General features: G+C 62.6%; 18 protein-coding genes and 1 pseudogene. 12 read left to right on the top strand and 7 right to left on the bottom strand.

All coding sequences use genetic code 11. The annotated features are described in order from the left end of the window. Positions 1 to 6: 6 nt before the first annotated feature. Positions 7 to 835 (bottom strand): annotated as a pseudogene (locus tag AC1RTQ_RS07845) (IS5 family transposase). Between the two features lie 865 nt (positions 836 to 1,700). Here AC1RTQ_RS07845 and AC1RTQ_RS07840 point away from each other — a divergent pair. From AC1RTQ_RS07840 to AC1RTQ_RS07830, 3 genes are read left to right on the top strand one after another with little or no spacing between them, the layout of a single operon-like run. Then, positions 1,701 to 2,708 (top strand): cytochrome-c peroxidase, encoded by a 1,008-nt coding sequence (locus AC1RTQ_RS07840; RefSeq protein ID WP_492874909.1) that lies wholly within the window; start codon positions 1,701 to 1,703, stop codon positions 2,706 to 2,708. Positions 2,709 to 2,715: 7 nt separating this feature from the next. Then, positions 2,716 to 4,560 (top strand): DAHL domain-containing protein, encoded by a 1,845-nt coding sequence (locus tag AC1RTQ_RS07835; protein ID WP_492874908.1) that lies wholly within the window; start codon positions 2,716 to 2,718, stop codon positions 4,558 to 4,560. Between the two features lie 39 nt (positions 4,561 to 4,599). Next, on the top strand, positions 4,600 to 5,541 hold the full coding sequence (locus AC1RTQ_RS07830; RefSeq protein ID WP_492874907.1) for a response regulator: 942 nt from the start codon (positions 4,600 to 4,602) through the stop codon (positions 5,539 to 5,541). A gap of 89 nt (positions 5,542 to 5,630) precedes the next feature. Here the strand turns inward: AC1RTQ_RS07830 and AC1RTQ_RS07825 are convergent, their stop codons facing one another. Then, positions 5,631 to 6,287 carry a DedA family protein gene (locus tag AC1RTQ_RS07825; protein ID WP_492874906.1) on the bottom strand — a complete coding sequence of 219 codons (657 nt, stop codon included), beginning with the start codon at positions 6,285 to 6,287 and terminating at the stop codon, positions 5,631 to 5,633. A 381-nt stretch (positions 6,288 to 6,668) separates the two neighbouring features. Here AC1RTQ_RS07825 and AC1RTQ_RS07820 point away from each other — a divergent pair, with 381 nt between their 5' ends. The 3 genes from AC1RTQ_RS07820 (at position 6,669) to AC1RTQ_RS07810 (ending at position 10,322) form a co-directional block, all read left to right on the top strand. Beyond that, complete coding sequence (locus tag AC1RTQ_RS07820; RefSeq protein ID WP_182286060.1) at positions 6,669 to 6,914, top strand: hypothetical protein; 246 nt, start codon at positions 6,669 to 6,671, stop codon at positions 6,912 to 6,914. 113 nt (positions 6,915 to 7,027) lie between these two features. After that, positions 7,028 to 9,337, top strand: a complete 2,310-nt coding sequence (gene mutL / locus AC1RTQ_RS07815) for a DNA mismatch repair endonuclease MutL (RefSeq protein WP_492874905.1) — start codon at positions 7,028 to 7,030, stop codon at positions 9,335 to 9,337. Between the two features lie 109 nt (positions 9,338 to 9,446). After that, on the top strand, positions 9,447 to 10,322 hold the full coding sequence (locus tag AC1RTQ_RS07810) for a MurR/RpiR family transcriptional regulator (protein WP_304349194.1): 876 nt from the start codon (positions 9,447 to 9,449) through the stop codon (positions 10,320 to 10,322). 139 nt (positions 10,323 to 10,461) lie between these two features. On the opposite strand, the gene AC1RTQ_RS07805 is transcribed toward AC1RTQ_RS07810, so the two are convergent. From AC1RTQ_RS07805 to AC1RTQ_RS07795, 3 genes are read right to left on the bottom strand one after another with little or no spacing between them, the layout of a single operon-like run. Next, on the bottom strand, positions 10,462 to 11,166 hold the full coding sequence (locus AC1RTQ_RS07805) for an aspartate/glutamate racemase family protein (protein WP_492874904.1): 705 nt from the start codon (positions 11,164 to 11,166) through the stop codon (positions 10,462 to 10,464). Further along, positions 11,163 to 12,659 (bottom strand): MFS transporter, encoded by a 1,497-nt coding sequence (locus tag AC1RTQ_RS07800; protein ID WP_492874903.1) that lies wholly within the window; start codon positions 12,657 to 12,659, stop codon positions 11,163 to 11,165. Before AC1RTQ_RS07800 ends, AC1RTQ_RS07805 begins: the two co-directional genes overlap by 4 nt. 60 nt (positions 12,660 to 12,719) lie before the next feature. Continuing rightward, positions 12,720 to 12,929, bottom strand: a complete 210-nt coding sequence (locus AC1RTQ_RS07795; RefSeq protein ID WP_492874902.1) for a hypothetical protein — start codon at positions 12,927 to 12,929, stop codon at positions 12,720 to 12,722. A 255-nt stretch (positions 12,930 to 13,184) separates the two neighbouring features. Between AC1RTQ_RS07795 and gdhA the strand changes: the two genes are divergently transcribed. Next, complete coding sequence (gene gdhA / locus AC1RTQ_RS07790) at positions 13,185 to 14,531, top strand: NADP-specific glutamate dehydrogenase (RefSeq protein ID WP_492874901.1); 1,347 nt, start codon at positions 13,185 to 13,187, stop codon at positions 14,529 to 14,531. A 104-nt stretch (positions 14,532 to 14,635) separates the two neighbouring features. On the opposite strand, the gene AC1RTQ_RS07785 is transcribed toward gdhA, so the two are convergent. Beyond that, complete coding sequence (locus tag AC1RTQ_RS07785) at positions 14,636 to 17,341, bottom strand: HAD-IC family P-type ATPase (RefSeq protein ID WP_492874900.1); 2,706 nt, start codon at positions 17,339 to 17,341, stop codon at positions 14,636 to 14,638. Between the two features lie 406 nt (positions 17,342 to 17,747). On the opposite strand from AC1RTQ_RS07785, the gene AC1RTQ_RS07780 reads away from it, so the two are divergent. From AC1RTQ_RS07780 to AC1RTQ_RS07770, 3 genes are all read left to right on the top strand, one after another. After that, positions 17,748 to 18,689, top strand: a complete 942-nt coding sequence (locus AC1RTQ_RS07780; protein ID WP_304349189.1) for a Bug family tripartite tricarboxylate transporter substrate binding protein — start codon at positions 17,748 to 17,750, stop codon at positions 18,687 to 18,689. Positions 18,690 to 18,850: 161 nt separating this feature from the next. Then, entirely contained in the window at positions 18,851 to 19,288 is a 438-nt protein-coding gene (locus tag AC1RTQ_RS07775) for a cupin domain-containing protein (protein ID WP_492874899.1), read from the top strand. Positions 19,289 to 19,381: 93 nt separating this feature from the next. Continuing rightward, a complete protein-coding gene (locus AC1RTQ_RS07770) occupies positions 19,382 to 19,747 on the top strand; it encodes a YfeK family protein (RefSeq protein WP_302091906.1) in 366 nt (121 codons plus the stop codon). A gap of 16 nt (positions 19,748 to 19,763) precedes the next feature. Here AC1RTQ_RS07770 and AC1RTQ_RS07765 read toward each other — a convergent pair whose 3' ends face one another. After that, a complete protein-coding gene (locus AC1RTQ_RS07765) occupies positions 19,764 to 20,639 on the bottom strand; it encodes a methylglyoxal synthase (RefSeq protein WP_012837335.1) in 876 nt (291 codons plus the stop codon). Positions 20,640 to 20,823: 184 nt separating this feature from the next. Between AC1RTQ_RS07765 and AC1RTQ_RS07760 the strand changes: the two genes are divergently transcribed. After that, positions 20,824 to 21,687 carry an alpha/beta hydrolase gene (locus tag AC1RTQ_RS07760; RefSeq protein WP_492874898.1) on the top strand — a complete coding sequence of 288 codons (864 nt, stop codon included), beginning with the start codon at positions 20,824 to 20,826 and terminating at the stop codon, positions 21,685 to 21,687. Between the two features lie 158 nt (positions 21,688 to 21,845). Next, a complete protein-coding gene (locus AC1RTQ_RS07755; RefSeq protein ID WP_492874897.1) occupies positions 21,846 to 23,021 on the top strand; it encodes a multidrug effflux MFS transporter in 1,176 nt (391 codons plus the stop codon). Positions 23,022 to 23,090 lie beyond the last annotated feature (69 nt).

The raw sequence follows: 23,090 nt of genomic DNA, 5'->3' as shown, positions 1-23,090 counted from the left end.
GAGCGGCTAACACCACCTATCCACGAAGCGTGCACAGATGATCTCAGCGGTCAGTTTCAGCAACGCTTCGTGGATATCCAGCCGACCTTCAAAGCGGATGCGCAGCTTGCCAAAGCCTGCAAACCAGCCATGCGTGCGCTCTACAACCCAGCGACGCTTGCCTAGCTTTTCGCTGCTCTCGACACCTCGCCTGGCAATCCGGCTGGCAATGCCTCGTCGCCTGAGATAGATACGGCAGCGCTTGTAGTCGTAGCCTTTGTCCGCATGCAGCTTCGCCGGCCGCTTGCGTGCCCGCCCCGGCAAGCCCGTAATGGCGGGAATCGCATCCATGCACTTCTCGAACATCATGGAGTCATGCCTGTTGGCTCCACTGATGAGGATCACCAGTGGTGATGCCTCTGGCATCTACGACGATCTGTCGTTTGGAGCCGAGCTTACCTCTGTCGGTGGGGTTCGGGCCCGTTTCCTGGCCCCCGGGGGCTTGGCACCGAGGAGCCATCTATGCGGGCTCGGCGCCAATCAATCTGGTCATGCTCGCGCAGACGTACCCGCATGGCTTGGTGCAAACGTCGCCAAACGCTGCCAAACGCTGCCAGACGCCATTGGCATTCCAGCCACGCAGTCGCCGCCAGCAGGTCATACCACTGCCGTAACCCAAGGACAGAGGCAAGTTTACCCATGGGATGCCTGTTTGCAGCACGAACACAATGCCATTGAGCGCTGCTTCATCGCTCACGGTGAGCTTGCGTGCGCCACCTTTGATGGAAGGCGTGAAGGCCGGGATCAGGGGCTGCAGCTGTCGCCACAGTTCTTTGCTGACTGGTTGTCTTGCCATGAGGGCCAGACGCATAAATGCTTCTGGCTGATCTCAAAGGGAGGTGGCGTTAGCGGCTCTAAGCACCTCGATCCGATCTGGATGTCCAACGAGAAAGCCCCGGCATAGTCGAACGGATCTGACTTGCTCATGCTGCTGAGCTCAGGCAATGCCTTTGGCAGTTCACGAGATTTTTCAGACAGTTCTGATTTATCCCGGGCAATTTCTTATGGATACTCAAATTCAGCAGCCGAGTGAACCGCAGCAACATTGGTTTCTGACCTTTGCCAGAAGCGCTAGCTACGTGTTTCTGCGGTGATCCATCGGACTTGACCGAGTCCTTGAAAACTCGCGCTTAGGAATACAGGCGCCACTTGGCCGAGCTGCGACAGGAGCCCTTCGTGGACACGGGGTGTGAGCAGAAGGCATAACCACATCTACTACTAAGAAATGGGTCAATGCAGATCGCTCTGCGGGCACACAGATACAAACAACATGCAAAACAGTTAAGTCAAGACGAAAAAAAATAGCAAACAGCTTCATTTTTGCCGCAAATGACCACTCATTTGATTTATCGAAAACAAATTTCCAAGCGCGTGCTTACCTTCAACTGAGCGACCTTTGCCACACGCATCGGCATCGCACCAAAGAGCGCTGACCACGACCCAACAGCGCAAGAAAAAAATCAAAAGGGGGGCTCCAACCCTGATGGCGCAGCCACTGTGCCGTCTGGTCACAGGCCAATGCACCCCCACTCTTTGTCCATTACCAATCCGGTACCTCCTGCTCTGCTTGTCCTCGTGCGCCAGCGCTGCCGCTGCTGCATCTGGCACTCGCATAGGTCATGCATGGGAGAGCCGGTTGGCGCACCGGAGAATCAGCAAAGATGGATCACCAATCCACCAGTCGTCACCGCCAATTTCAATTCCTCGGTCTGCTTGCAGCCTTGGCCACATCTGGCTGGGCTACTGCCCAGGCTCCGCCCCAGGAGCCGATTACCCCGATTCCGACCACGACGCAGGAAAACCCGCGCAAGGTGGATCTGGGACGCAAGCTGTTCAACGATACAAGGCTGTCATCCGACAACTCCATCTCCTGCGCCAGCTGCCACGAGGTGAAAAAGGGCGGAGCCGATCGTCAGGCGCTGTCCAGCGGCGTACAGGGACGGCTGGGCAAGGTCAACACGCCCACCGTGCTCAACAGCCGCTACAACTTTCGCCAGTTCTGGGACGGCCGCGCCGCGTCACTCGAAGAACAGGTGAAAGGCCCCCTGCATGACCCCAACGAAATGAACACCACCTGGGCGCAGGTGCTGGGCAAATTGTCCAGTGATGCAGCACTGGGTGCCGAGTTCAAGGCGCTCTACCCGAGCAGCGGCATCAGTGCCAGCAACATCTCCGATGCGCTGGCCAGCTACCAAAGGTCACTCATCACTCCCAACGCGCGCTTTGACCGCTACCTGCGCGGCGACAAGAACGTACTCGGCCAGGACGAGCTGCGTGGCTACCAGCTGTTCAAGTCCTATGGCTGCGTGGCCTGCCACCAGGGCGTCAATGTCGGCGGCAACATGTTCCAGACCTTTGGCGTCATGGGTGACTATTTCAGCCAGCGAGGCCAGCCGAGCAACGCCGACCTCGGGCGCTACAACGTCACCAAGAATCCGGATGACAAGCATGTGTTCAAGGTCCCCAGCCTGCGCAATGTGGCCTTGACGGCCCCCTACTTCCATGACGGCTCGGCCAAGACGCTTGAAGACGCAGTCGATGTGATGTTCCGCTATCAGCTCGGGCGCAGTGCCCCTGAGCTGGACAAGAAATACATCATCAAGTTTCTTCACACCCTGACTGGCGAGCTCGACGGCCAGCCACTGAAGCCTTGGGCTCAAGAACCCTGAACACGCCATGACAACAAAATCGATACCCAGGCGTGGTTCGCTGCGCTGGGTCTATGCACTGGTCGCACTCCTGCTCATTGCCGTGCTGGTGTTCCTGGTGCTACAGACCCGCGCCATCAACCTCAACGCCAGCAATGAAATCATCGGCACGCTGCGTAACCTCAAACAGGTAGACGCGGATTGGAACGTGGACGTGCTGCGCGCCAAGACCGGCCTGAGCACCAACTACGATCAGGTGGCAAGTCCTTTGCCGCTGATCGCACAGCTGGAAAAGCAGCTGGGCGAAACCACCGCCGAATACTGGCTGGACAGGCACGAGAGCGTCTCGCGCATGCGTCCGCTGCTCGATCACTTTAGCGAGCTGATGGAGCAAAAAATTGCGTCGATCGAGCACTTCAAATCGCAAAACGCGATCTTGCAGAACTCATCACGCTTTCTCCCCCTGGCTGCCACCGAGCTGGCGCAGGCACTGCGCAACAGCTCGCAGGCACCGGACCAGCGACAGCGCGCCGAAGAGCTGCTCAACCAGATACTGGCCAGCTCCATGAGCTACGCCCAAACGCCCGATCCGGAGCTGCGCAAGTTGATCAGCGACAACGCCACCGCCCTGCAAGCCCTGGCCCAAAGCCAGGATCTGCAGACGCTGGCCGACACCTTTGTCGCCCATGTCCACTCCATGCTGCGCCAGCAAGAACGTGGCGACCAATTGCTTCAGACGCTGGCAAGCCTGCCGACCGCGAAGGCTATCGACGATCTGTCCGACGCCCACACGCAAGAAAACGACCAATTGCTCGCAGGCCTGCAAGGCTACCAGCGCGCGCTGGCCATTTACTCGACCTTGCTGTTGCTGCTGCTGGCTTTTGTAGGCTGGAAACTGTTTCGCAACTATCAGTTGCTCAACCAGACCAACAACACGCTGGCCCAGGCCAATACCGCACTGGAACGCAGCCACCACGAGCTTCAGGAATCACAGGTCCAGCTGGTGCAATCCGAAAAGATGTCTGCCCTGGGCCAGATGGTGGCCGGCATCGCCCACGAGATCAACACACCGCTGGCCTATGTCAAAAGCACTTTCAGCATCGTGCGCGACCAGTTGGGTCCTTTGGACGAGTTGAGCCAGCACAGCAAGGCCCTTACCCAGGCCATGCGAGCGCCGCAGCGCGACCAACAGCTGCTGAACCAGCATTTTCAGCGCGTCGAGCAGTTGGCTGCCGACCTCAGCGACCAGCAGGTGATGCCTGAGATGAACAAGCTGCTCGATGATGGCGTGCACGGCATCGATCAGATTTCCGAGATCGTGCTGAACCTCAAGAACTTCAGCCGTCTGGACCGAGAACGCATCACCAACTTCTCGGTCGAGGCCGGACTGGAAAGCACTTTGCTGCTGGCGCGCAACCTGCTCAAGAACCATATCGAGATCCGCAAAGACTACGGCCAGATCCCCGAGATCTCGGGCTCGCCGTCCCAGATCAACCAGGTCTTCCTGAACCTGATCACCAATGCAGCCCAGGCCATGCCCGAGCGCGATACGCCCAACATCATCACGCTGCGCACCAGCATAGCGCCCGAAGAGCATATGGTGCTGATCGAGATTCAGGACAACGGCAGCGGCATTCCCGAGGAGGTGCTGCCCCGCATCTTCGACCCGTTCTACACCACCAAGCCCATTGGCCAAGGCTCGGGCATGGGGCTGTCGATTTCCTTCAAGATCATTCAAGAGCACGGTGGTCGCATCCTGATAGACACCGTCAAGGATACCGGCACCGTCTTCACCATCTTGCTCCCCCTGAGCAATGCCGCCACAACACCCGAAAAGGCAGCCAACAGTGCAGACGCATTGTTTTCTGACTGAGCGCGGCCCCAAGAAACCAAACCCAAGAGGAAATCCACTATGGGCATGCGTCCCTGCATTCTTTTTGTGGACGACGAGGAGCGTGTAGTCAACCAGCTACGCATCATTTTTCGTCAGGACTACGAAGTCCACACAGCCACCTCAGGTGCCGCAGCTCTGCAGATACTGCAGAGCACGCCGGTCGATGTGGTCGTCAGCGATCAGCGCATGCCGGGCATGACCGGCATCGAGTTTCTGGACCAGGTGCGAAGGCTGCAGCCGTCAGCCATGCGCTTGCTGCTTACCGGCTACTCGGACCTGGCGGCAATTGTCGGCTCGGTCAACGAGGGCGAGGTCTTTCGCTTCATCAACAAGCCCTGGGACCATGCGGAAATCCAGGCGACCATCGCCTCGGCCGTCCAGGCCGGCAGCGCGGCGCGAGTGGCCGCCGTCCCGAACGATCAGGCAGTGCAGGATTTCATGGCACAGGCTGCGCAACGCCCGCAGGTACTGATCATCGACGACCAGCGCTCGGATCTCGACGCCATCGCCCAGTTACTGGGCGAGGACCACGCCTGTCTGACGGCTGAATCGGTGAAAGAGGCCATCGACCTGCTGTCCAGACACGATGTGGGAGTGCTCGTCACCGAGGCACGTGTCGGCAATAGCGACATGGGCCACTTTCTGCATCTGCTCAAGCGCCACTACCCGCTGATCAATACCGTCATGCTCACCCGCGCCAGCGATGCCGATCTGGTGATCCGTCTCATCAACACGAGCCAGATCTTTCGCTTTGCCACCAAGCCGCTGCGCAAGAGCGTGCTGCAACTGGCCGTGTCTGCGGCGATGAAGGAGCACGGACGCTTTCGCATATCGCCCGCACTGGCCCACCGTCACCTGGTGGCCGAGGACAAGGAGGCCAGCAGCGACAGCGTGCTCCTTGGCAGCATCGTGCAAAGCCTCAAAAGCCTGCGCAAGCGCGTCACCGGCCTGTGGAAGTGAGCGTCTGAGCTGCCAATTCGAGCGACAAATTCGAGCGACAAAAAAGGGGCGCTTACCGCGCCCCTTTTGCTGCATGTCCGGTCATGGACTCAGGCAGGTTTGCCAGTCTTGTCCTTGCTGCCGGCGCGCCAGGCACCAAAGATGGCGATCAGGCCCGGCACCAGGATCAGGCCCCAGATGATTTTCTCGAGATTGTTCTTCACCCACTCCATATTGCCAAAGAAGTAGCCTGCGGCGCTGATGCCCACCACCCACAGCACGGCCCCCACGACATTGAACATGCTGAACTTGGCGCGGCTCATATGAGCCACACCGGCAACGAAAGGTGCAAAGGTGCGGATGAAAGGCATGAAGCGCGCCAAGATGATGGTCACGCCGCCATAGCGCTCATAGAAGTTGTGGGCCTGGTCAAAAGCCTTGCGGTTGAACCAGCGCGAATCCTCCCACTGGAACACCTTGGGCCCCAGGTAGCGGCCTATCGTGTAATTGCTCTGGTCGCCCAGGATGGCTGCGGCCAGCAGCACCACCACCGCCAGTGGGTAACTCATGTAGCCGGCACCGCACAGCGCGCCGACGATGAACATCAGTGAGTCACCGGGCAGGAAAGGCATGACCACCACACCGGTTTCGACAAACACGATGATGAACAGCAGGGCATACACCCAGGGCCCATAGGCCACGACAAAGGCTTCCAGATGCTTGTCGATATGCAGGATGAAGTCGATCAGAAACTGAATGATTTCCAAAACACGTTCCTCAAAAATGGATTGGCATACCAGCGTATGCCGGTCAGTAATGTACTGCGCCCCCAAAGCCCGCAGACGCTCCACCTCTTGCTGGAGCGCCATGTTTTTGAGAGCAAACTCACAGCTGCTTGCAGACTGCAACAAGGCCGGCCTTTTCATGCTGGTTTGTTACAAGTTTTGATAAAACTAAACGTCAACAATACGTCAGCTTGGCATTTCTGCTGGCACAGTAGAGCTGTGTCGCCGCAAGCCGTGCATTGCAAATCACGACATCGGCCCCCTGGCCAACAAAGTCCGGTGTCTCCAGCCTCCCGCATGTGCAGGAGTGGGCACAGAGACCAGACCGCTTTCCATAACTAGCACGACGAGAGGAATACGAACATGAAGACATTCACCATGCGCTATGGCAAGGCCCTGACTCTGGCAGCCGCACTGACCGGCGCCCTGGCACTGGGCGGCTGCGCCCATGGCCCCAGCCGTCAGCAAGTCGGTATCGGCGCAGGTGCCGTGGCCGGCGGTGCAGTGGGCAATGTGCTGTTTGGCGGCCCCGTGGGCACCATCGGCGGTGCTGCCGCCGGTGCGCTGATCGGTAACGAACTGACCAAGGGCGGCTACCGCCACCGCTAAGCCCTGCGAGCGCCTTGGGCCGAATAAAGAGCTGCCAGAAATATTCCGGCAGCTCTTTGTGTTTTCGCCCCTCAAAAAACTCACTTGCCGGCCGGTTTGTACAGCCGCCTAGAATGGTTGCCGTGAACGCAACCAGCACCGAACTCCCCCCCTCCCCTACCGAAACCGCCGACCAGGCTGCCCCCGTGCGCCGGCCGATTCGCGATCTGCCCGACGAGCTGATCAGCCAGATCGCTGCCGGCGAGGTGGTCGAACGCCCCGCCTCCGTGGTGCGCGAACTGGTGGACAACGCCCTGGACTCGGGTGCCGGCCAGATCACCGTGCGCCTGCTGGCCGGGGGCGTGCGCCTGATCGCGGTGGAAGACGACGGCTGCGGCATCCCGCGCGACGAGCTTCCCGTGGCCCTGCGCCGCCATGCCACCAGCAAGATCAGCGATCTGCACGATCTGGAAACCGTGGCCACCATGGGCTTTCGCGGCGAGGCTCTGGCCGCCATTGCCTCGGTATCGGAAACCTCCATCTTCTCGCGCCCCGCAGGTCAGGACTCAGCCTATCTGCTGGACGCGCGCAGCGGCGAGCTGCGCCCCGCCGCACGCAACCAGGGCACGACCGTGGAGGTCAAGGAGCTGTTCTTCTCCACGCCCGCACGCCGTAAATTCCTCAAGACCGATGCCACCGAGCTGGCGCATTGCATCGAGTCCGTGCGTCGCCATGCACTGGCACGCCCCGATGTGGGCTTTGCCATCTGGCATGAAGGCAAGCTGGTCGAGCAATGGCGCGCTGCCGGCAGCACGCCCGACGAAGCCTTGTCGCGCCGCCTGGCCGATGTGCTGAACGACAAGTTCGTCGACAACTCGGTGGCCGTCGACCACTGGGCCGGCCCCGTCCATGTCACGGGCCGCGCCGGCATCCCGGACGCGGCGCGCTCGCGCCCCGACCACCAGTTCTGCTATGTCAACGGCCGCTTTGTACGCGACAAGGTATTGACGCATGCGGCCCGCTCTGCTTACGAGGACGTGCTGCACGGCAACAAGCAGCCGGTCTATGCGCTCTACATCGAGATCGACCCCGCGCGTGTGGATGTGAACGTGCACCCCACCAAGATCGAGGTGCGCTTTCGCGATAGCCGTGAAGTCCACCAGGCGGTGCGCCACGCGATCGAGAACGCGCTGGCCACACCGCGCGCCGCAGCCGTGGTCGAGGCGGCGGCACAGGAAGCCGCACGCCAGTCCGGCCTGATCGACGAGAGCACTGCCACGCCTGTCGCAGCCAAGGCCGCTACCAAGGCTGCGACCAAGCCCGCTGCAACCCCGGCCTGGCCGCAGACCCGCATGAGCTTTGGCGAACCCGCCGTTGGCAACCCCGTCAGCGATCTGGCCAAGCTCTGGGAGCCCATGCGCGAAGCCACTGCGGAAGCCGCACCCGCCCCCGAGACCGCACTCGAGACCGCACCCACGCCCGAGACCGCGCCCGCCCCCCAGATGGAGACTGCGGCACCAGCCCCAGCGAGTGCCGCCGCTGCGACGCCTGCGACACCTGCCACGCCCGCCACGCCGGAATCTGCCAGCGACGCGATCACGACCACGATCACCAACACCACGGCCATGCCCAGCCCCGTGCCTCAGCCCGAGGCCGAGGGCATCAGGCTGCGCCCTTCGGGCCAGTCCAGCTACTTTCAGCGCAAAGCGCCTGCCCCCCAGATGCAGGAAGCGCCAGCCGCTACGCAGATCGTTGCAGCGGCGCAACCACCAGCACAACCACTGACGACAGCCAGGCCGACGGCAGTCGCCGCCGCGCCCGCTGCCGCTGCGGCCGACTCGGCCCCGGTCTGGCCGCTGGGCCGTGCCGTGGCCCAGCTGCACGGCGTCTATATCCTGGCCGAAAACAGCCAGGGCATGGTCATCGTGGACATGCATGCAGCCCACGAGCGCATCGTCTATGAGCAGCTCAAGAATGCCGTGAATACGGAAGGTGGCGACCAGCAGATTCCCAGCCAGCCGCTGCTGATCCCCGCCACCTTTGCCGCCACGCCCGAGGAAGTCGCCACGGCCGAAGCCCATGCCGAGACCTTGCTGACGCTGGGCATGGAGGTCTCGCCCTTCTCGCCCAAGACCCTGGCCGTGCGCGCCGTGCCGGCCACGCTGGCCCAGGGCGATGCCGTGGAGCTGGCGCGCAGCGTGCTGGCCGAACTGGCCCAGCATGACGCAACCACCGTGGTGCAGCGCGCGCGCAACGAGATTCTGGCCACGATGGCCTGCCACGGGGCGGTGCGCGCCAACCGCAAGCTCACGCTAGACGAGATGAATGCGCTGCTGCGCCAGATGGAGGTGACCGAGCGCTCCGACCAGTGCAATCACGGCCGCCCCACCTGGCGCCAGCTGAGCATGAAGGAGCTGGATGCGCTGTTTCTGCGCGGGCGCTGATGGTCGGGCGGCAATAGCCGCTCAATAGCCACTCAATAGCCGCTACATTGCCGTTATCGACCAAAACGGCGGGCCGGGAGATCAGCGGGCCCGCCTGCCATCCGCCGTCATGAACTCCAGCCCCCCCACCCCGGAACCCGCCGAAGCCCATTCCTTCATCGCCCGCGTGCGTGCGGCCCTGCCGCAGCTGCCGCCGTCGGAGCGGCGGCTGGCGGAATTCCTGCTGGACTTTCCCGGCAATCTGTCGAGCTACGCGGCCGCCGAGATGGCCAAGCTCACAGGGGTGTCGAATGCCACGGTCACGCGCTTCATACAGCGGCTGGGCTATGAGGGCTACGAGGATGCACGCCGCCATGCCCGCGCGCAGGGCGACAATGGCTCGCCACTGTTTCTGGCTGCCGCATCGGCCCAGGGCCGCCCTACGGCGGATGTGATCGCCACGCATCTGCGCCAGGCCTCGGAGAATCTGGCCGTCACCATCGGACAGATTTCGGCAGATCAGCTCGATGCCATCGCCATGGCGCTGATCGGCGCGCGTCAGCTGTTCTTTGTGGGCTATCGCCAGAACCGCAACTTTGCGGCCTATCTTCGCTGGCAGCTGCTGCAGGCACTGGAGATGCCCAGCCAGGTCATTCCCGGCGCTGGCGAGACCTTGGGTGAGTATGCGGCCCAGATCGGCGAAAACGATGTGGTGGTGATCTTTGCCCTGCGCCGCAGCGTGCGCGTGGTCAGCGAGTTCGCGCGCCAGGCCAGACTGCTGGGCGCCCGCCTGATCTGCATCACCGACCATGCCAGCCCGGCCCCCGAGGCGGACTGGCTGCTGCGCGTGCAGACCTCGGCGCCGGGACCCCTGGACAATCACACAGCGCTTTTCATGCTCTGCCATCTGATTGCCACGGCCACCTTGCAGCAAAGCGGGCAGCCGGGGCGCCGACATATGGCGGCCATCGAGACCAGCCACGATGCGCTGGACGAGATGCTATGAAATAAGAAGCTTACATCGCTTGCCACTAATAGATTTCAGATATTTTTATATCTTAAATCCATGATTGACGAGCGGTAATCGCTCTTTAATCAATAGCAGTCGATAGCAGTCGATCGCAAGCAATAGCAGCCCCTATCCATCAGTGGGTGACGGCTAGCGCCAGCTCCGCAAGCGCCGCCTGCATCGCTGCCACCACCGGCGACAGCACCGGCACCTGAAAGCGCGGTGCCAGCCACAGCGCGGCTTCGGACAGCGGGCCGCCGCCGATCACCACGGCCTGCGCGCCATCGCGCTGCACGCATAGGGCCACGGCATCGCCCAGGCGCTCGCACTGCAAGGCCGGGTCTGCAGCCAGCGCCAGCGGCTCGCCCACCGCAATGCGCGTGCCGCAGAACCAGGGCGTGAGGCCCAGCGCTGCGACCGAGGCGGCAATCGAAGCCTCCAGCCCCGGCGTGGTCGTCGCAATGCCAAAGCGGCGCGGGCCGCCCTGCTCGTCGCGCGCGGCCTGCCGCATGGCGGCTTCGCCAATGCCAAAGGCGGCAACCCGCTGCGGCAGGGCCGCACGCAGCAACTCCAGCCCCGGATTGCCGAACGCGGCCACGATGATGGCCCGGCCAGCCTGACTGTCATCTCCCCGGGCAAAGGCCAGGCCCAGGCGCAGCACCTCTTGCTCGGCGAGCCTCAGCCCCGCCTCGTCGGTAATCATGGCCGCGCCCCGCTCGGCCGTCGCGCCATGCAGCAGCGCGCCGGGTGGCAGACAGGCCCGCGCCTGTCTGAGCATCAGCGCCGTGGTCTGCTCAGAGGTGTTGGGGTTGATCAGCAATATCTGCATGCCAGCTTTCATGCCGTGCGCTCCTGAGCGCCGGCATGCTCGCCTGCAGCAGCGGCAGACTCCTGCTCGGGATGGGATTGCCCGCCAGCGCCTTCCTCGATGGAGCGGCCGAAGGTCTCGGGGGCAAACTGCACGGCAATCGCAAAGATGAAATACATGGCGGCGATCATGCCGAACATTCCGGAGACGCCGTGCAGGTCGAACATCTTGCCTGCCAGCACCTGGGACATGGCTCCGCCAATCGTGCCCAGCGCCAGCAGGAAGGAGGTTCCCAGCGCACGAATGCGCGTGGGGTAGAGCTCGGGCGCAAAGATCCAGATGGAAGTGTTGAGCGTCAGTACGCAGAACTGGAACAGCGCACCGCAGACCAGGATCATGGCCACGCTATCGGTGAAGTTGCCGAACGCCAGGCCCGCCAGACAGGCGGCAATCGCGCCTGCCGTCAGCACCCGCTTGCGCGGGAAGTAATAACCCATGGTCGATGCCGCGATCGCGCCGGCCAGGCTGCCCATCTGCATGACGATGGTGAAGCTGAAGCTCTTGGTGATGGAGTAGCCCTGGGCGACCAAAATTGTCGGCATCAGCGTGAGCACCGAGAGCTGCGCACCAAACGTCATCCACGAAGCCACACCCACGGCAATCGTGCGCCGCGCATAGCCGCCCCTGAAGATGTCGCTGAATGAGCTGCGCTGCACGGTCTGCGCGGCAGCCGTCTGTGCCTGGGCGCTGCCCGGGCTGATGAACTCGCGCAGCTCGTACTGCGCATTGGCCAGCTTGCCGGCCGCCAGCATGCTCAGAACCTGGTTGGCTTCCTCGACCCGCCCCTTGGAGAGCAGAAAGCGCGGCGTCTCCGGCACAAAGCGGCGGTAGAACACGATGAAGATGGCCGGCATGACCAGACAGCCGAACAGCCAGCGCCAGGAGTCATCGCCCGGAAACAGCGTGAACACGCCCAGCGCAAAGGCCGGCGCCAGCATATTGCCCAGACCGCCGCCGCCGACGTTGATGAGTCCGACGGCCGTGCCGCGAAAGCGGGCCGAGCAGAACTCGGCCAGCATGGTCACGGCCGTGGTGATTTCGCCGCCCAGACCGAAGCCCACGATGGCACGCGCCACGGCCAGGAAAGCGTAGTCGGGCGCCAGCGCGCAGCCGACGGCTCCCAGCGTGAACAGTGCCAGGTTCACATTGAGCATGAAGCGTCGGCCCATGCGGTCGGCCAGGTAGCCCGACAGCAGACGCCCCATGGCGGCGGCAAAGAAGGTGATGGTGTTCAGAAAGGCGATGTCCGTCGCGTCCAGCCCCCATTGCTGGCGCAGCAGGGGGCCGACCAGGCCGACCGCGTTCTGCTCGAACACATCGAAGAGCACGCCGCAGACCACCAGAAAGATGATGCTTTTGTGCGAGCGCGTCACGCCGATCTGGTTGAGCGCAGTTTCCAGCTGCTGCATCTGCGCCGCACTGGCCTTGCCTGACGCCGAGGGCGTCACGGGGATCTCACCTGCCATATCCACCTCCTGTGTGCTGATGACCGCCCAGTCACTGGGCCGGCAAAACGAATTTGAAATTTATTTTTCATATTTGAATTTATGAAAATAATTTTTCAAATCCATATTTACCCAGGCCATGAAGCCGACCGCGAAGTCCGCCTGCACAGGCTTGCGGCCGCCTTCATGAAAATCAGTTTTCACGATTGCAGATTCCGTGCCTGAAATCACATGCACCACGATGGTGCTATCACAGATAAGACATGGCGAGCGCATGAAGCGGTGTGTCACGAAACAAAAACGCTTGTGCGACAAGCCGCAAAAATGTTTTTACGACACGAAAATGAAAAATCTTTTACTTCAAATGCACCATCCAAGTGCCTGAAAACTAAGAACAAATACAGCAAAAATGTTCCAAATTCGGGCATGCACGCACCAGAATTGCGCCCCCATGCACCGAATCCATGCATGACGGCATAACTTTTTGGCATAATTTTGTTTTCGCGAGTTTCAGCGCATTCCCCTGTCCCTGTCAGAAAGTTCTCTATGAAGTACGAGTCCGTAGGCCAATTCCTGGAAGAAGTGGCACAACGCAACCCCGGTCAGCCCGAATTCCTGCAAGCCGTCACCGAAGTGATGGAAAGCCTGTGGCCCTTCATCGAGAAGAATCCAAAGTACGCCGAGCACGCCCTGCTGGAGCGCCTGGTCGAGCCCGAGCGCATCATCCAGTTCCGCGTGAGCTGGACTGACGACAAGGGCCAGGTGCAGGTGAACCGCGGCTTCCGCATCCAGCACAGCATGGCCATCGGCCCCTTCAAGGGCGGTCTGCGCTTCCACCCCTCGGTCAACCAGTCCGTGCTGAAGTTCCTGGCTTTCGAGCAGACCTTCAAGAACGCACTGACCACGCTGCCCATGGGCGGCGGCAAGGGCGGCTCGGACTTCGACCCCAAGGGCAAGAGCCCTGCCGAAGTCATGCGCTTTTGCCAGGCTTTCGTGACCGAATTGTTCCGCCACGTGGGCCCTGACACCGATGTGCCCGCAGGCGACATCGGCGTGGGCGGCCGTGAAGTGGGCTATATGGCCGGCATGTACAAAAAGCTGTCGAACACTGCGGCTTCCGTGTTCACGGGCAAGGGCCTGTCCTTCGGCGGCTCGCTGATCCGTCCCGAAGCCACCGGCTACGGCACCGTGTACTTCGCTCAGGAAATGCTGGCCACTCGCGGCCAGTCCTTCGAAGGCAAGACCGTGTCCGTGTCCGGCTCGGGCAATGTGGCTCAGTACGCCGTGGAAAAGGCCATGGAGCTGGGTGCCAAGGTCGTGAGCGTGTCCGACTCTTCGGGCACCGCGTATGACGCCGCCGGTTTCACCACCGAGAAGCTGGCCATCCTGATGGATGTGAAGAACCACAAGTACGGCCGCGTCAGCGACTACGCCAAGCTGGTTGCCGGCGTGGAATTCCTGTCCGGCAAGCGCCCCTGGTCCATCAAGGTGGACGTGGCCCTGCCCTGCGCCACTCAGAACGAGCTGAACGAGGCCGATGCCAAGACCCTGATCGCCAATGGCGTGCTGTGCGTGGCCGAAGGCGCGAACATGCCCTCCACCAATGAAGCCGCCCGCGCCTTCGAAGCTGCCGGCGTGCTGTATGCACCCGGCAAGGCATCCAACGCCGGTGGCGTGGCCACTTCCGGCCTGGAAATGTCGCAAAACTCGGCCCGCCTGTCCTGGCCTGCCGAAGAAGTGGATGCACGTCTGCTGCAGATCATGCAAAGCATCCACGCTGCTTGCGTGAAGCACGGCAAGCGCGCAGACGGCACCATCAGCTACATCGACGGCGCCAATATCGCCGGCTTTGTGAAGGTGGCAGATGCCATGCTGGCACAAGGCGTGATCTGAGCGTCAGGCGCTCGTCACTCGCAAGAAAGGCCCTTCGGGGCCTTTTTTAATGCCCTCGCTCAGGCGGTGAAGCGACGGCTTGAAGGCCTTGCGTGCACAGCGCCCTAGGCCCTCACGCACAGTCTCATCCAGCGCATCAAGAGCTTCTCGACCTCCAGCAGCAGCAGCAGGGCAACTCCCAGCGCGATGGCCAGCAATCCGGCCGCCAGGTCGACAGGACGGCTGTCGAACAGCGCCTGCATGGGCGGGGCGTAGGTGAACAGCAGTTGCGCCAGGGTGACGCCGGCCACGCCCAGCAGCACGGCCGGGGTGCCCAGGACGCCGCGCAGGCTGAGCGATGTTCCCTGCGTGTAGCGCACGCTGAACAGATAGAAGATCTCCATGATCACCAGCGCATTGACCACGATGGTGCGGGCCAGCTCGACCGAGTCGCCGCGGCGCAGCGACCACTCGAACATGCCGAAGCAGCCCAAGGCAAACAGCACCGAGACCAGGGCGACGCGCCACAGCAGATAGGGCTGCAGCAGTTGCTCGTTCGGCGAGCGCGGCTTGCGCTGCATCAGCGTGGCCTCGGGCGGCTCGAAGGCCAGTGTCAGGCCCAGGGCCACGGCCGTGACCAGATTGACCCAGAGAATCTGCACCGGAGTGACCGGCAGCGACACGCCCAGCAAAATGGCGGCGACGATGACAATGGCCTGGCCGCCGTTGGTCGGCAAGGTCCAGGCAATGACCTTGCGCAGGTTTTCGTAGACGGTGCGCCCTTCCTTGACGGCAGCGACGATGGTGGCGAAGTTGTCGTCGGCCAGCACCATGCCTGCGGCCTCCTTGGCGGCAGCCGTGCCGGTGATGCCCATGGCCACGCCGATGTCGGCCCGCTTGAGGGCCGGTGCGTCGTTGACGCCGTCACCGGTCATGGCGATGACGCTGCGATCTGCCTGCAGGGCCTGCACCAGGCGCAGCTTGTGCTCCGGGCTGGTGCGGGCGAATACCGTGGAGGCTCTGGCCACGTCGATCAGCTGGGCATCGTTGAGCCCGTCCAGTTCATGGCCCGAAGTGACTCGGATGGTGTCGGCCAGCGCCAGCTCCCGGGCAATGGCAGCTGCAGTGGCAGCATGGTCGCCGGTGATCATCTTCACGGCAATTCCGGCGCTGCGGCATTCACGCACGGCCTCCTTTGCCGATTCTCGCGGCGGATCTATCATGCCCAGCACGCCAAGAAGAGTGAGGTCCTTGATGTCGGCCATATCAACCATGTCCCGGCCTTCAACCGGGACCCGGCTGGCCAGACCCAGCACACGATAGCCTTTGGCGGCCAGGGCATCGATCTGCTCCAGCCAATAGGCTGCATCCAGCGCCTGCAAGCCTTGTGCGCCCTGCTGGTCGCGGCACATGGCAAGAACCTGCTCCGGAGCCCCTTTGACGAAGACCACGGCTGGAGCATCCACTGGGCGGTGCAAAGTGGCCATGTAGCGGTGGACGGCATCAAAGGGAACTTCGTCCAGTCGGCGCCAGTCCTGACGCAGGCGCTCCACATCCAGACCGGCGCGCGCAGCCAGCGTCACCAGCGCGCCTTCCATAGGGTCGCCTTCGACTGCCCAGGCCTTGCCCTGGGCATGTCTTACATGGGCGTCGTTGCAAAGCGCTGCGCCGGTGGCGAAGTGCAGCAACTGCGGATGCCGTGCAGGATCAATCTCCTCGCCCGCCAGGGTGAAGCGCCCCTGGGGGGCATAGCCTTCGCCCTCTATGTCGAAGCGGGCACCGGGCAGCACCACGGCGCGCACGCTCATTTCGTTGCGTGTCAATGTGCCGGTCTTGTCGGAGCAGATGACCGAGACGGCGCCCAGTGTCTCCACCGCCGGCAGGCTGCGCACGATGGCATAGCGTGCGGCCATGCGCTGCACACCGATGGCCAGCGCAATCGTCATGACCACGGGCAGGCCTTCGGGGATGGCCGATACGGCAATCCCCACCACGGCTATGAAGGCATCGGCTGTGTCGTAGTCGCGCACCCATAGGGCAAAGCAGAACATGAGCGCGGACAGGCTCAGTATGGTGATGGTGAGCTGGCGCGCAAAGCGGTCCATGAGCCGCGTCAGCGGGGTGGCCAGTGTCTGCACCGAGCCCAGCATGGTGCTGATCTGGCCCAGCTCGGTACGAGGGCCTGTGGCGACCACGACGCCCAGGCCTTGCCCTGCGGCAACGAGGGTGCCGGAGTAGGCCATGGAAAGCCGGTCGCCGAGAGCGGCATCGACCGCCACCGGATCGGCCGACTTGTCGACGGCGACCGACTCCCCGGTCAGCATGGCCTCGTCCAGCTTCAGGCTGCTGGCGCGCAGCAGCCGCACATCGGCCGGGACGCGATCGCCGGCTTCGAGCAGCACACAGTCGCCAGCCACAAGTTCTTCTGCAGGCACTGCCATGCGCAAGCCGTCACGCAGCACATTGGCGCGACTGGAAACCATGGCCTTCACGGCGTCCAGCGCCTTCTCGGCACGGCCTTCCTGCACGAATCCGAAGACCGCATTGATCAGCACCACCGCGAGGATCACCCCCGTATCGACCCAATGCCGCAGCAGTGCGGTGACCACGGCCGAGCCAAGCAGCACATAGATCAGCAGATTGTTGAACTGCCACAGAAAGCGGGCCAGCATGCCGCGTGACGCGGCGGCGGGCAGGGCGTTGGGACCCTGCTGCTGCAAGCGCTCACCAGCCTCGCCGGAACTCAGCCCGGCGGCAGTCGATTGCAATTGAGCGAGTACGGCATCGGTCGGCAACGCGTGCCAGGCGGCAACGCTTTTCTGTTCCTGCATCTGAGACTCCCTGACGATTCCACTGAAACGCTTGTGAGCCGGATCTGTGCCCGGTTGGCTGTCTGCCGCGAAGAACGCGCCGTTGCATGGTATGTGCTCGACAGCGCCTTGCCACTGACTATAAGCAGGAACATCGATCATTGATTGACTGCAACGGACTGATTGCCTGCGCCAGCCAACGCAGCCGCTGTTTCAGCCAGCTCTGCCGGCGCGAGGCACTGGCTGGAAATCAGTGGAACTGCTGGTTTTCATGGATTCCTCCTCATGTGAAATTTCATGACAATTAATTAAGTTTTGTTGAGCAATTCAACACCAATCACTGAATCAACCTTCGCCACAAATAGTTGTGGGACTTATGAATCCAGACCGCGCCCCTCTTTCCCGCCGACTTTGCATCGCCTGTGCCATGACCAGCCTGTTCGCAGGCGCGGTGCAGGCACAGGATGCCTATCCCAGCAAGCCCATCCGCATCGTGATTGGCTATGCCCCGGGCGGCTCCGTCGACATGGTCGGCCGGGTGGTCGGGGACATACTGGCCAGGCAGTTGAACGCCACCGTCGTGGTCGAGAACGTGCCGGGTGCCGCAGGCGTGGTGGGAGCACAGCGCGTGGTATCGGCCAAGCCCGACGGCTACACCTTGCTGGCAGGCTCGAGCAACGAAATGGCGGGCACCAAGTTTGTGAATGCCGCGCAGAAGTACGATCCGGCTGTGGATCTGACCCCGGTGAGCCTGACCGCGCAGGCCCCCAATCTGTGGGTGGCCGGAGCGCATGTTCCTGTCAAAACCGTGGATGACTTCGTCAAACTGGCCAAGGCCAACCCTGGCAAATACAGCTACGGCAGCCCCGGCATTGGCTCGACACCGCATTTTTCGGGAGAGCTGATCAAGAAGACTGCGGGTGTCTATCTCGTGCACATCCCCTACAAGGGATCTCCGGCCATGACCAGCGATCTGGGCGGCGGCAACCTGGACTTCGCCATCCTCTCGCCCATGGCCGCAGCGCCGCTGGTGCAGTCCGGAAAGATCCGGATTCTGGGGGCCACCACGGCCACCCGCATCGCCACGCTCAAGGAGGTTCCGGCGCTGGCGGAGCATCCCGCGCTCAAGGGCTATGCCCTGAGCGGCTGGTTTGCCCTCGCGGCTCCCAAGGGCCTGCCCCCGGAAGTGCTGGCCAAGCTGCAAAAAGCGATACAGACAGGTCTTGCCGATCCGGCCATCCGCCAGAAGCTCGAAGCAGCCGGAACCCCGCCCGCCAAGGGCAATGAAAGCCTTGCCCAGGTGATGCGCACCGACATGGACAAATACGCCGAGCTGGTGAAGTTCGCGAGGATCAGCGCAGACAACTAAAGCGGCGGCCTGCTACGCAAGGCGCTTGCCTGCCCGAATGCTCTTGTGCCATGGAGCCCGGGCCGGTTTTCGGCGGCCCTTCGACTAGGGCTGCCCCCATGGCATGGCGGCACTCCTTGCCGGTACAAGTGACAGGTTTCACACATCCGGAGGGATATCTGATGATCTTGATTCGCCGCGCCAGCTTTTCCAGCCTGCTTTGCAGCAGCGCCTTCATGCTGTTCAGCCAGAATGCCCTGGCCCAGGCTGCAGCGCCCCAGCCGGCTGCACCCCAGGCTTCAGGCCTGTCCCGGACCCTGGTCGGCAAGGCCGATGTTTCGGTACCTGGTCGCGAAGCCGTGGTGGCCAGGGTGGAGGTCGCCCCAGGCTCGCGCGCGGGTCGCCACACTCACCCGGGCGACGAGATCAGCTATATCAGCGAAGGTGAGGTCGATCTGCTGATCGACGGCCAGCCGCCGCGCACGCTCAAGGCCGGCGAGACCTTTGTCGTGCCCGCTGGCGTGATTCATGACGCACACAACGCCAGCAATGGCACGGTCAAACTGATTGGCGTGTATGTCGTGGAAAAGGGCAAGCCTCTGGCCACACCGGCCCCCTGAGCACCGCACGGCTTCAGCCGACCAGGACAAGGCCGCAGTCCATCGCTGCGGCCTTTGTTATTTGCTCGGCTCTTCTTCTGTAGGATCAGGCACATGAAACACACCGTTGCCGCCTTGCTGCTGGGTGCAGCCTGCAGCTTGAGCCTTGCCGCATCGCCCACGCCTGCAGCGACTCAGGAGATCGAGTACCTGATCGGCCACCTCAAAGCCTCGGGCTGCGAGTTTGAGCGCAATGGCAGCTGGCATGACAGCGCCAAGGCCGCCGAGCATCTGCGCAGCAAATACGACTATCTGCTCAAAAAGGGCTGGGTGGAGACGGCCGAGGACTTCATTGCCCGCGCAGCCACGCAAAGCAGCATCAGCCAAAAGCCCTACCAGGTGCGCTGCAGCGGCAAGCAGGCCGAAGCCAGCGCCGTCTGGCTGCAGGCCGAGCTCAAGCGCTACCGCAGCCGCCAGTAACGCTCAGCAACCCGCCTCAGCCCGCGCGCTTGACGGCCGCATCGCACCAGCGCTGCGCCACCTGGGGCGAGGTGCTGCAGACGGCATCGTGCGTGACCGTGGTCACGGCGCGCTCCAGCAGCTGGATATCGGCTTCGTGCTGGCGCGCCACATGGGGGTCTTCAAAGAAGATGGCGCGGTGGCAGCGCTTTTCCAGCACCAGATCGGCAATCTGCGCATCGCCGCCCAGCGGACCGCTGTTGTAGCGGTCCACCCAGGGCTTGTCGGCAGGCCAGCCTTTGCTCCAGGCCATCTCGTTGAGTTTCTGGCCCGTGGTGCCGGTCCCCACGCGGCGGCGGTAGCGGCTGAGCAGCTCGAAGTTGTGCGCGGCAAAGTCCAGCATGGTGGGCTTCATGGCATCGTGGGCAATCAGCGCCAGCGTCTGGTTTTCGTAGTCATGAAAGCGGTCGGCATTGCGGTCACGTGCCAGGCCGGCGTGAATGCGCTCCATCTCTATCCAGTCGCGCGTGGAGGCGACGGTGGAAAGAAAAGGCTTGCCGTGAATCACGCACTGGCGCTTCAAGGCCAGGGCTTCGGGGAAGATGGACGATGGGTCCACCGGGTCCATCAGGTAGATGGCGCCATCAAGGGTGCGCTCGTCTCCCTCCATGCCCACCACCTCGGCCACCAGCCTCATGAGACCGCCCTCGCGGCCATAGGGATAGCGCACCAGGCCTTTGTAGCCCTGGAGCATGCTGGCCGCCGTGATGGCGTCATAGGTGCGGCCCACGGTATGAAAGCCGAGTTTGAGCTCGCGAATTCCGGCCTCGCAGGCGCGCAGCAGGGCAAACAGCGCAGCGTCCTCGGTTTGGTGGTGGAGTTTGTTGGCGGCAAGACCCAGGCAGATCGACATAGTGAACTAATCCTTCAAACAAGCTTCAAACGCTCGCAAACCCTGCGCAATCAGCTATCTATTTGCGGTTTGAAACACCCGCAAGAATATCGCCAATTCATGCACCCCAGATGACTGGGGCCGGGTCAGACAGCCATACTTGCACAGCACTTGACAGCCGCACTCTTGCGCCGCCCCCCTTCTCATGCCCAAGACATCACGCTTCTGGAGCCCCCGCCGCATCGCGGCAGCACTCGGTCTGGCCTTGCTGCTGGCGCTTGTGAGCTGGGGCCTGAGCGAGCTCGATGCCAGGCAGCGGGTCTGGATTTTTCAGCCCAGCGACCGCAGCTGGCCCGGAGCCAACACGGCCGGCATGCAGGAGCGATGGATAGACTTTCGCAGCCGTGACGGCAGCGCCGCCAGGCTGCACGCCCTGTGGATGCCATCCAGCGATGCCCGTGCCCCGCTGCTGCTGTTTCTGCATGGTGCGCGCTGGAATGTGGCTGGCTCCTCGCCACGCATACGGCGCCTGCAGGCCATGGGCTTTTCGGTGCTGGCCGTGGACTACCGCGGCTTTGGCAAGAGCAGCCCGGCCCTGCCCTCGCAGGCCTCGGCCGCCGAGGATGCGCGCGCCGCCTGGGACTGGCTGGGCCGACAGGCTGCAGGCAGGCCACGCTATGTCTTCGGCCACTCGCTGGGCGGTGCCGTCGCTATCGATCTGGCCAGCTCCATCAAGGATGAAAGCGGGGTGCTGGTCGAGTCCACCTTCACCAGCATTCCCGATGTGTTCGACTCCATGCGCTGGGGCTGGCTGCCCGTGAACTGGTTGATCACGCAGCGTTTCAACTCGGTCGGCAGGGTAGCGGACATCGGCTCGCCGCTGCTGGTCGTGCACGGCACGGCCGATCCGCTGATTCCGGCCCGGCTGGGCCAGCAGCTGTTCGATGCAGCGCGCGAGCCCAAGCGCCTGATCCTGGTCGAAGGTGCCAGCCACCACAACACCCAATCCAAGGCCCTGGCCCAGTATCGCCAGGCCCTGCATGAGCTGTTCGGCCTGAATCCGCGCTGAGCGGCATCGCTACAGACTGTCTCGTCAGCATACGGATCAATGGGCAGGTTCTGATAGTCTGTCTGGCTATGTCTGCGCCGCCTGCCCTGAAATCAAAGCCCAATCCCACTCACTCCCTTGATGAGCAATCGAAGAGTGATCCTGAAGCTGCAGTCTTCGTGATTCTCACGCTAGGGCTGCTGCTGGGTCTTCAGCCGCTGGCAACCGACCTCTATCTGCCCGCCCTGCCACAGCTGTGGCAAGACTTTGGCGCCCATATCTCGCAGGCCCAGCTGACACTGACCGGCTTTTTGCTGGCCTTTGGCTGCTCACAGATTCTCTGGGGCCCGCTGTCGGACAGGCTGGGCCGCCGCCCGGTCTTGCTGCTGGGCATCAGCGGCTATGTGATCGCAGCGCTGGGCTGCGCCAGCGCCCAGAGCATGGAGTCCTTGATTGCCTTGCGCAGCCTGCAAGGCGCAGCCCTGGGAGCCGGTGTGGTATGCGCTCGTGCCGTGGTGCGCGATCTCTACGCACCGCATAGGGGCGCGCAAGTCATGTCCAAGGCGCTGACGGTTCTGGGCGTGCTGGCCTTTCTGGCCCCCATCAGCGGCGGCTTGCTCGTGGGCTGGCTGGGCTGGCGCTCCACCATGCTGGCCCAGGCCTTCATGGGCAGCCTCGCCTGGCTGCTGGTGATGCTGCGCTTCAGGGAGTCGCTTCCCCAGCGCACCCCCGAGGCACTGCAAGCGGGCAATCTGCTGCGCACCTGGTCGCGCATTGTGCGCAACCCCGTGTTCCAGGCCTACAACCTGCTGACCTGCTTCAGCTATGCAGGGCTGTTCACCAATCTGGCGGCCTCTGCGTTCACCTATATCAACGTGCTGCATATGGAGCGCACGCACTTCGGGCTGATGCTGGGCGGCAATGCGCTGTGCTACATCGCCGGCACCTTTGCCTGCCGCCGCCTGCTGCGCAGCATGAGCGTGCAGCGCACCGTGGCCGTGGCAGGAGTGCTGTCGCTGACGGCGGGCTCCATCATGGGCCTGGCGGCCCTGTTCGATCTGCGCAGCATCTGGGCCTATGCCCTGCCTTTTTGCCTCTACCAGATCGCCCACGGCATTCACATGCCCTGCGGACAAAGCAATGCCATCGCGCCCTTCCCCCAGGCTGCGGGCACGGCCTCGGCCATCAACGGCCTGGTGATGATGCTCATGGCTTTTGCCATGGGACTTTGGCTGGGACTGAATCTGGATGGGGACTCCACCATGCCGCTGGCCTTCGGCATCTGGTTCTGGTCGGCCTGCACGGCCATCACGGCATGGACGCTGGTGCAGCGTTTTGGCATCAGCAAATCATGATTTGAAATAAGATGATTAGGTTATTTAAAAACCAATTTTTATTATTTTTCTTTTTATAGAGTTTTTTTG

The sequence above is a fragment of the Comamonas sp. GW821-FHT11H03 genome (assembly GCF_058807955.1).
Note: the sequence above shows the minus strand (reverse complement) of the source record. Positions and strands in the feature narration are given on the sequence as shown.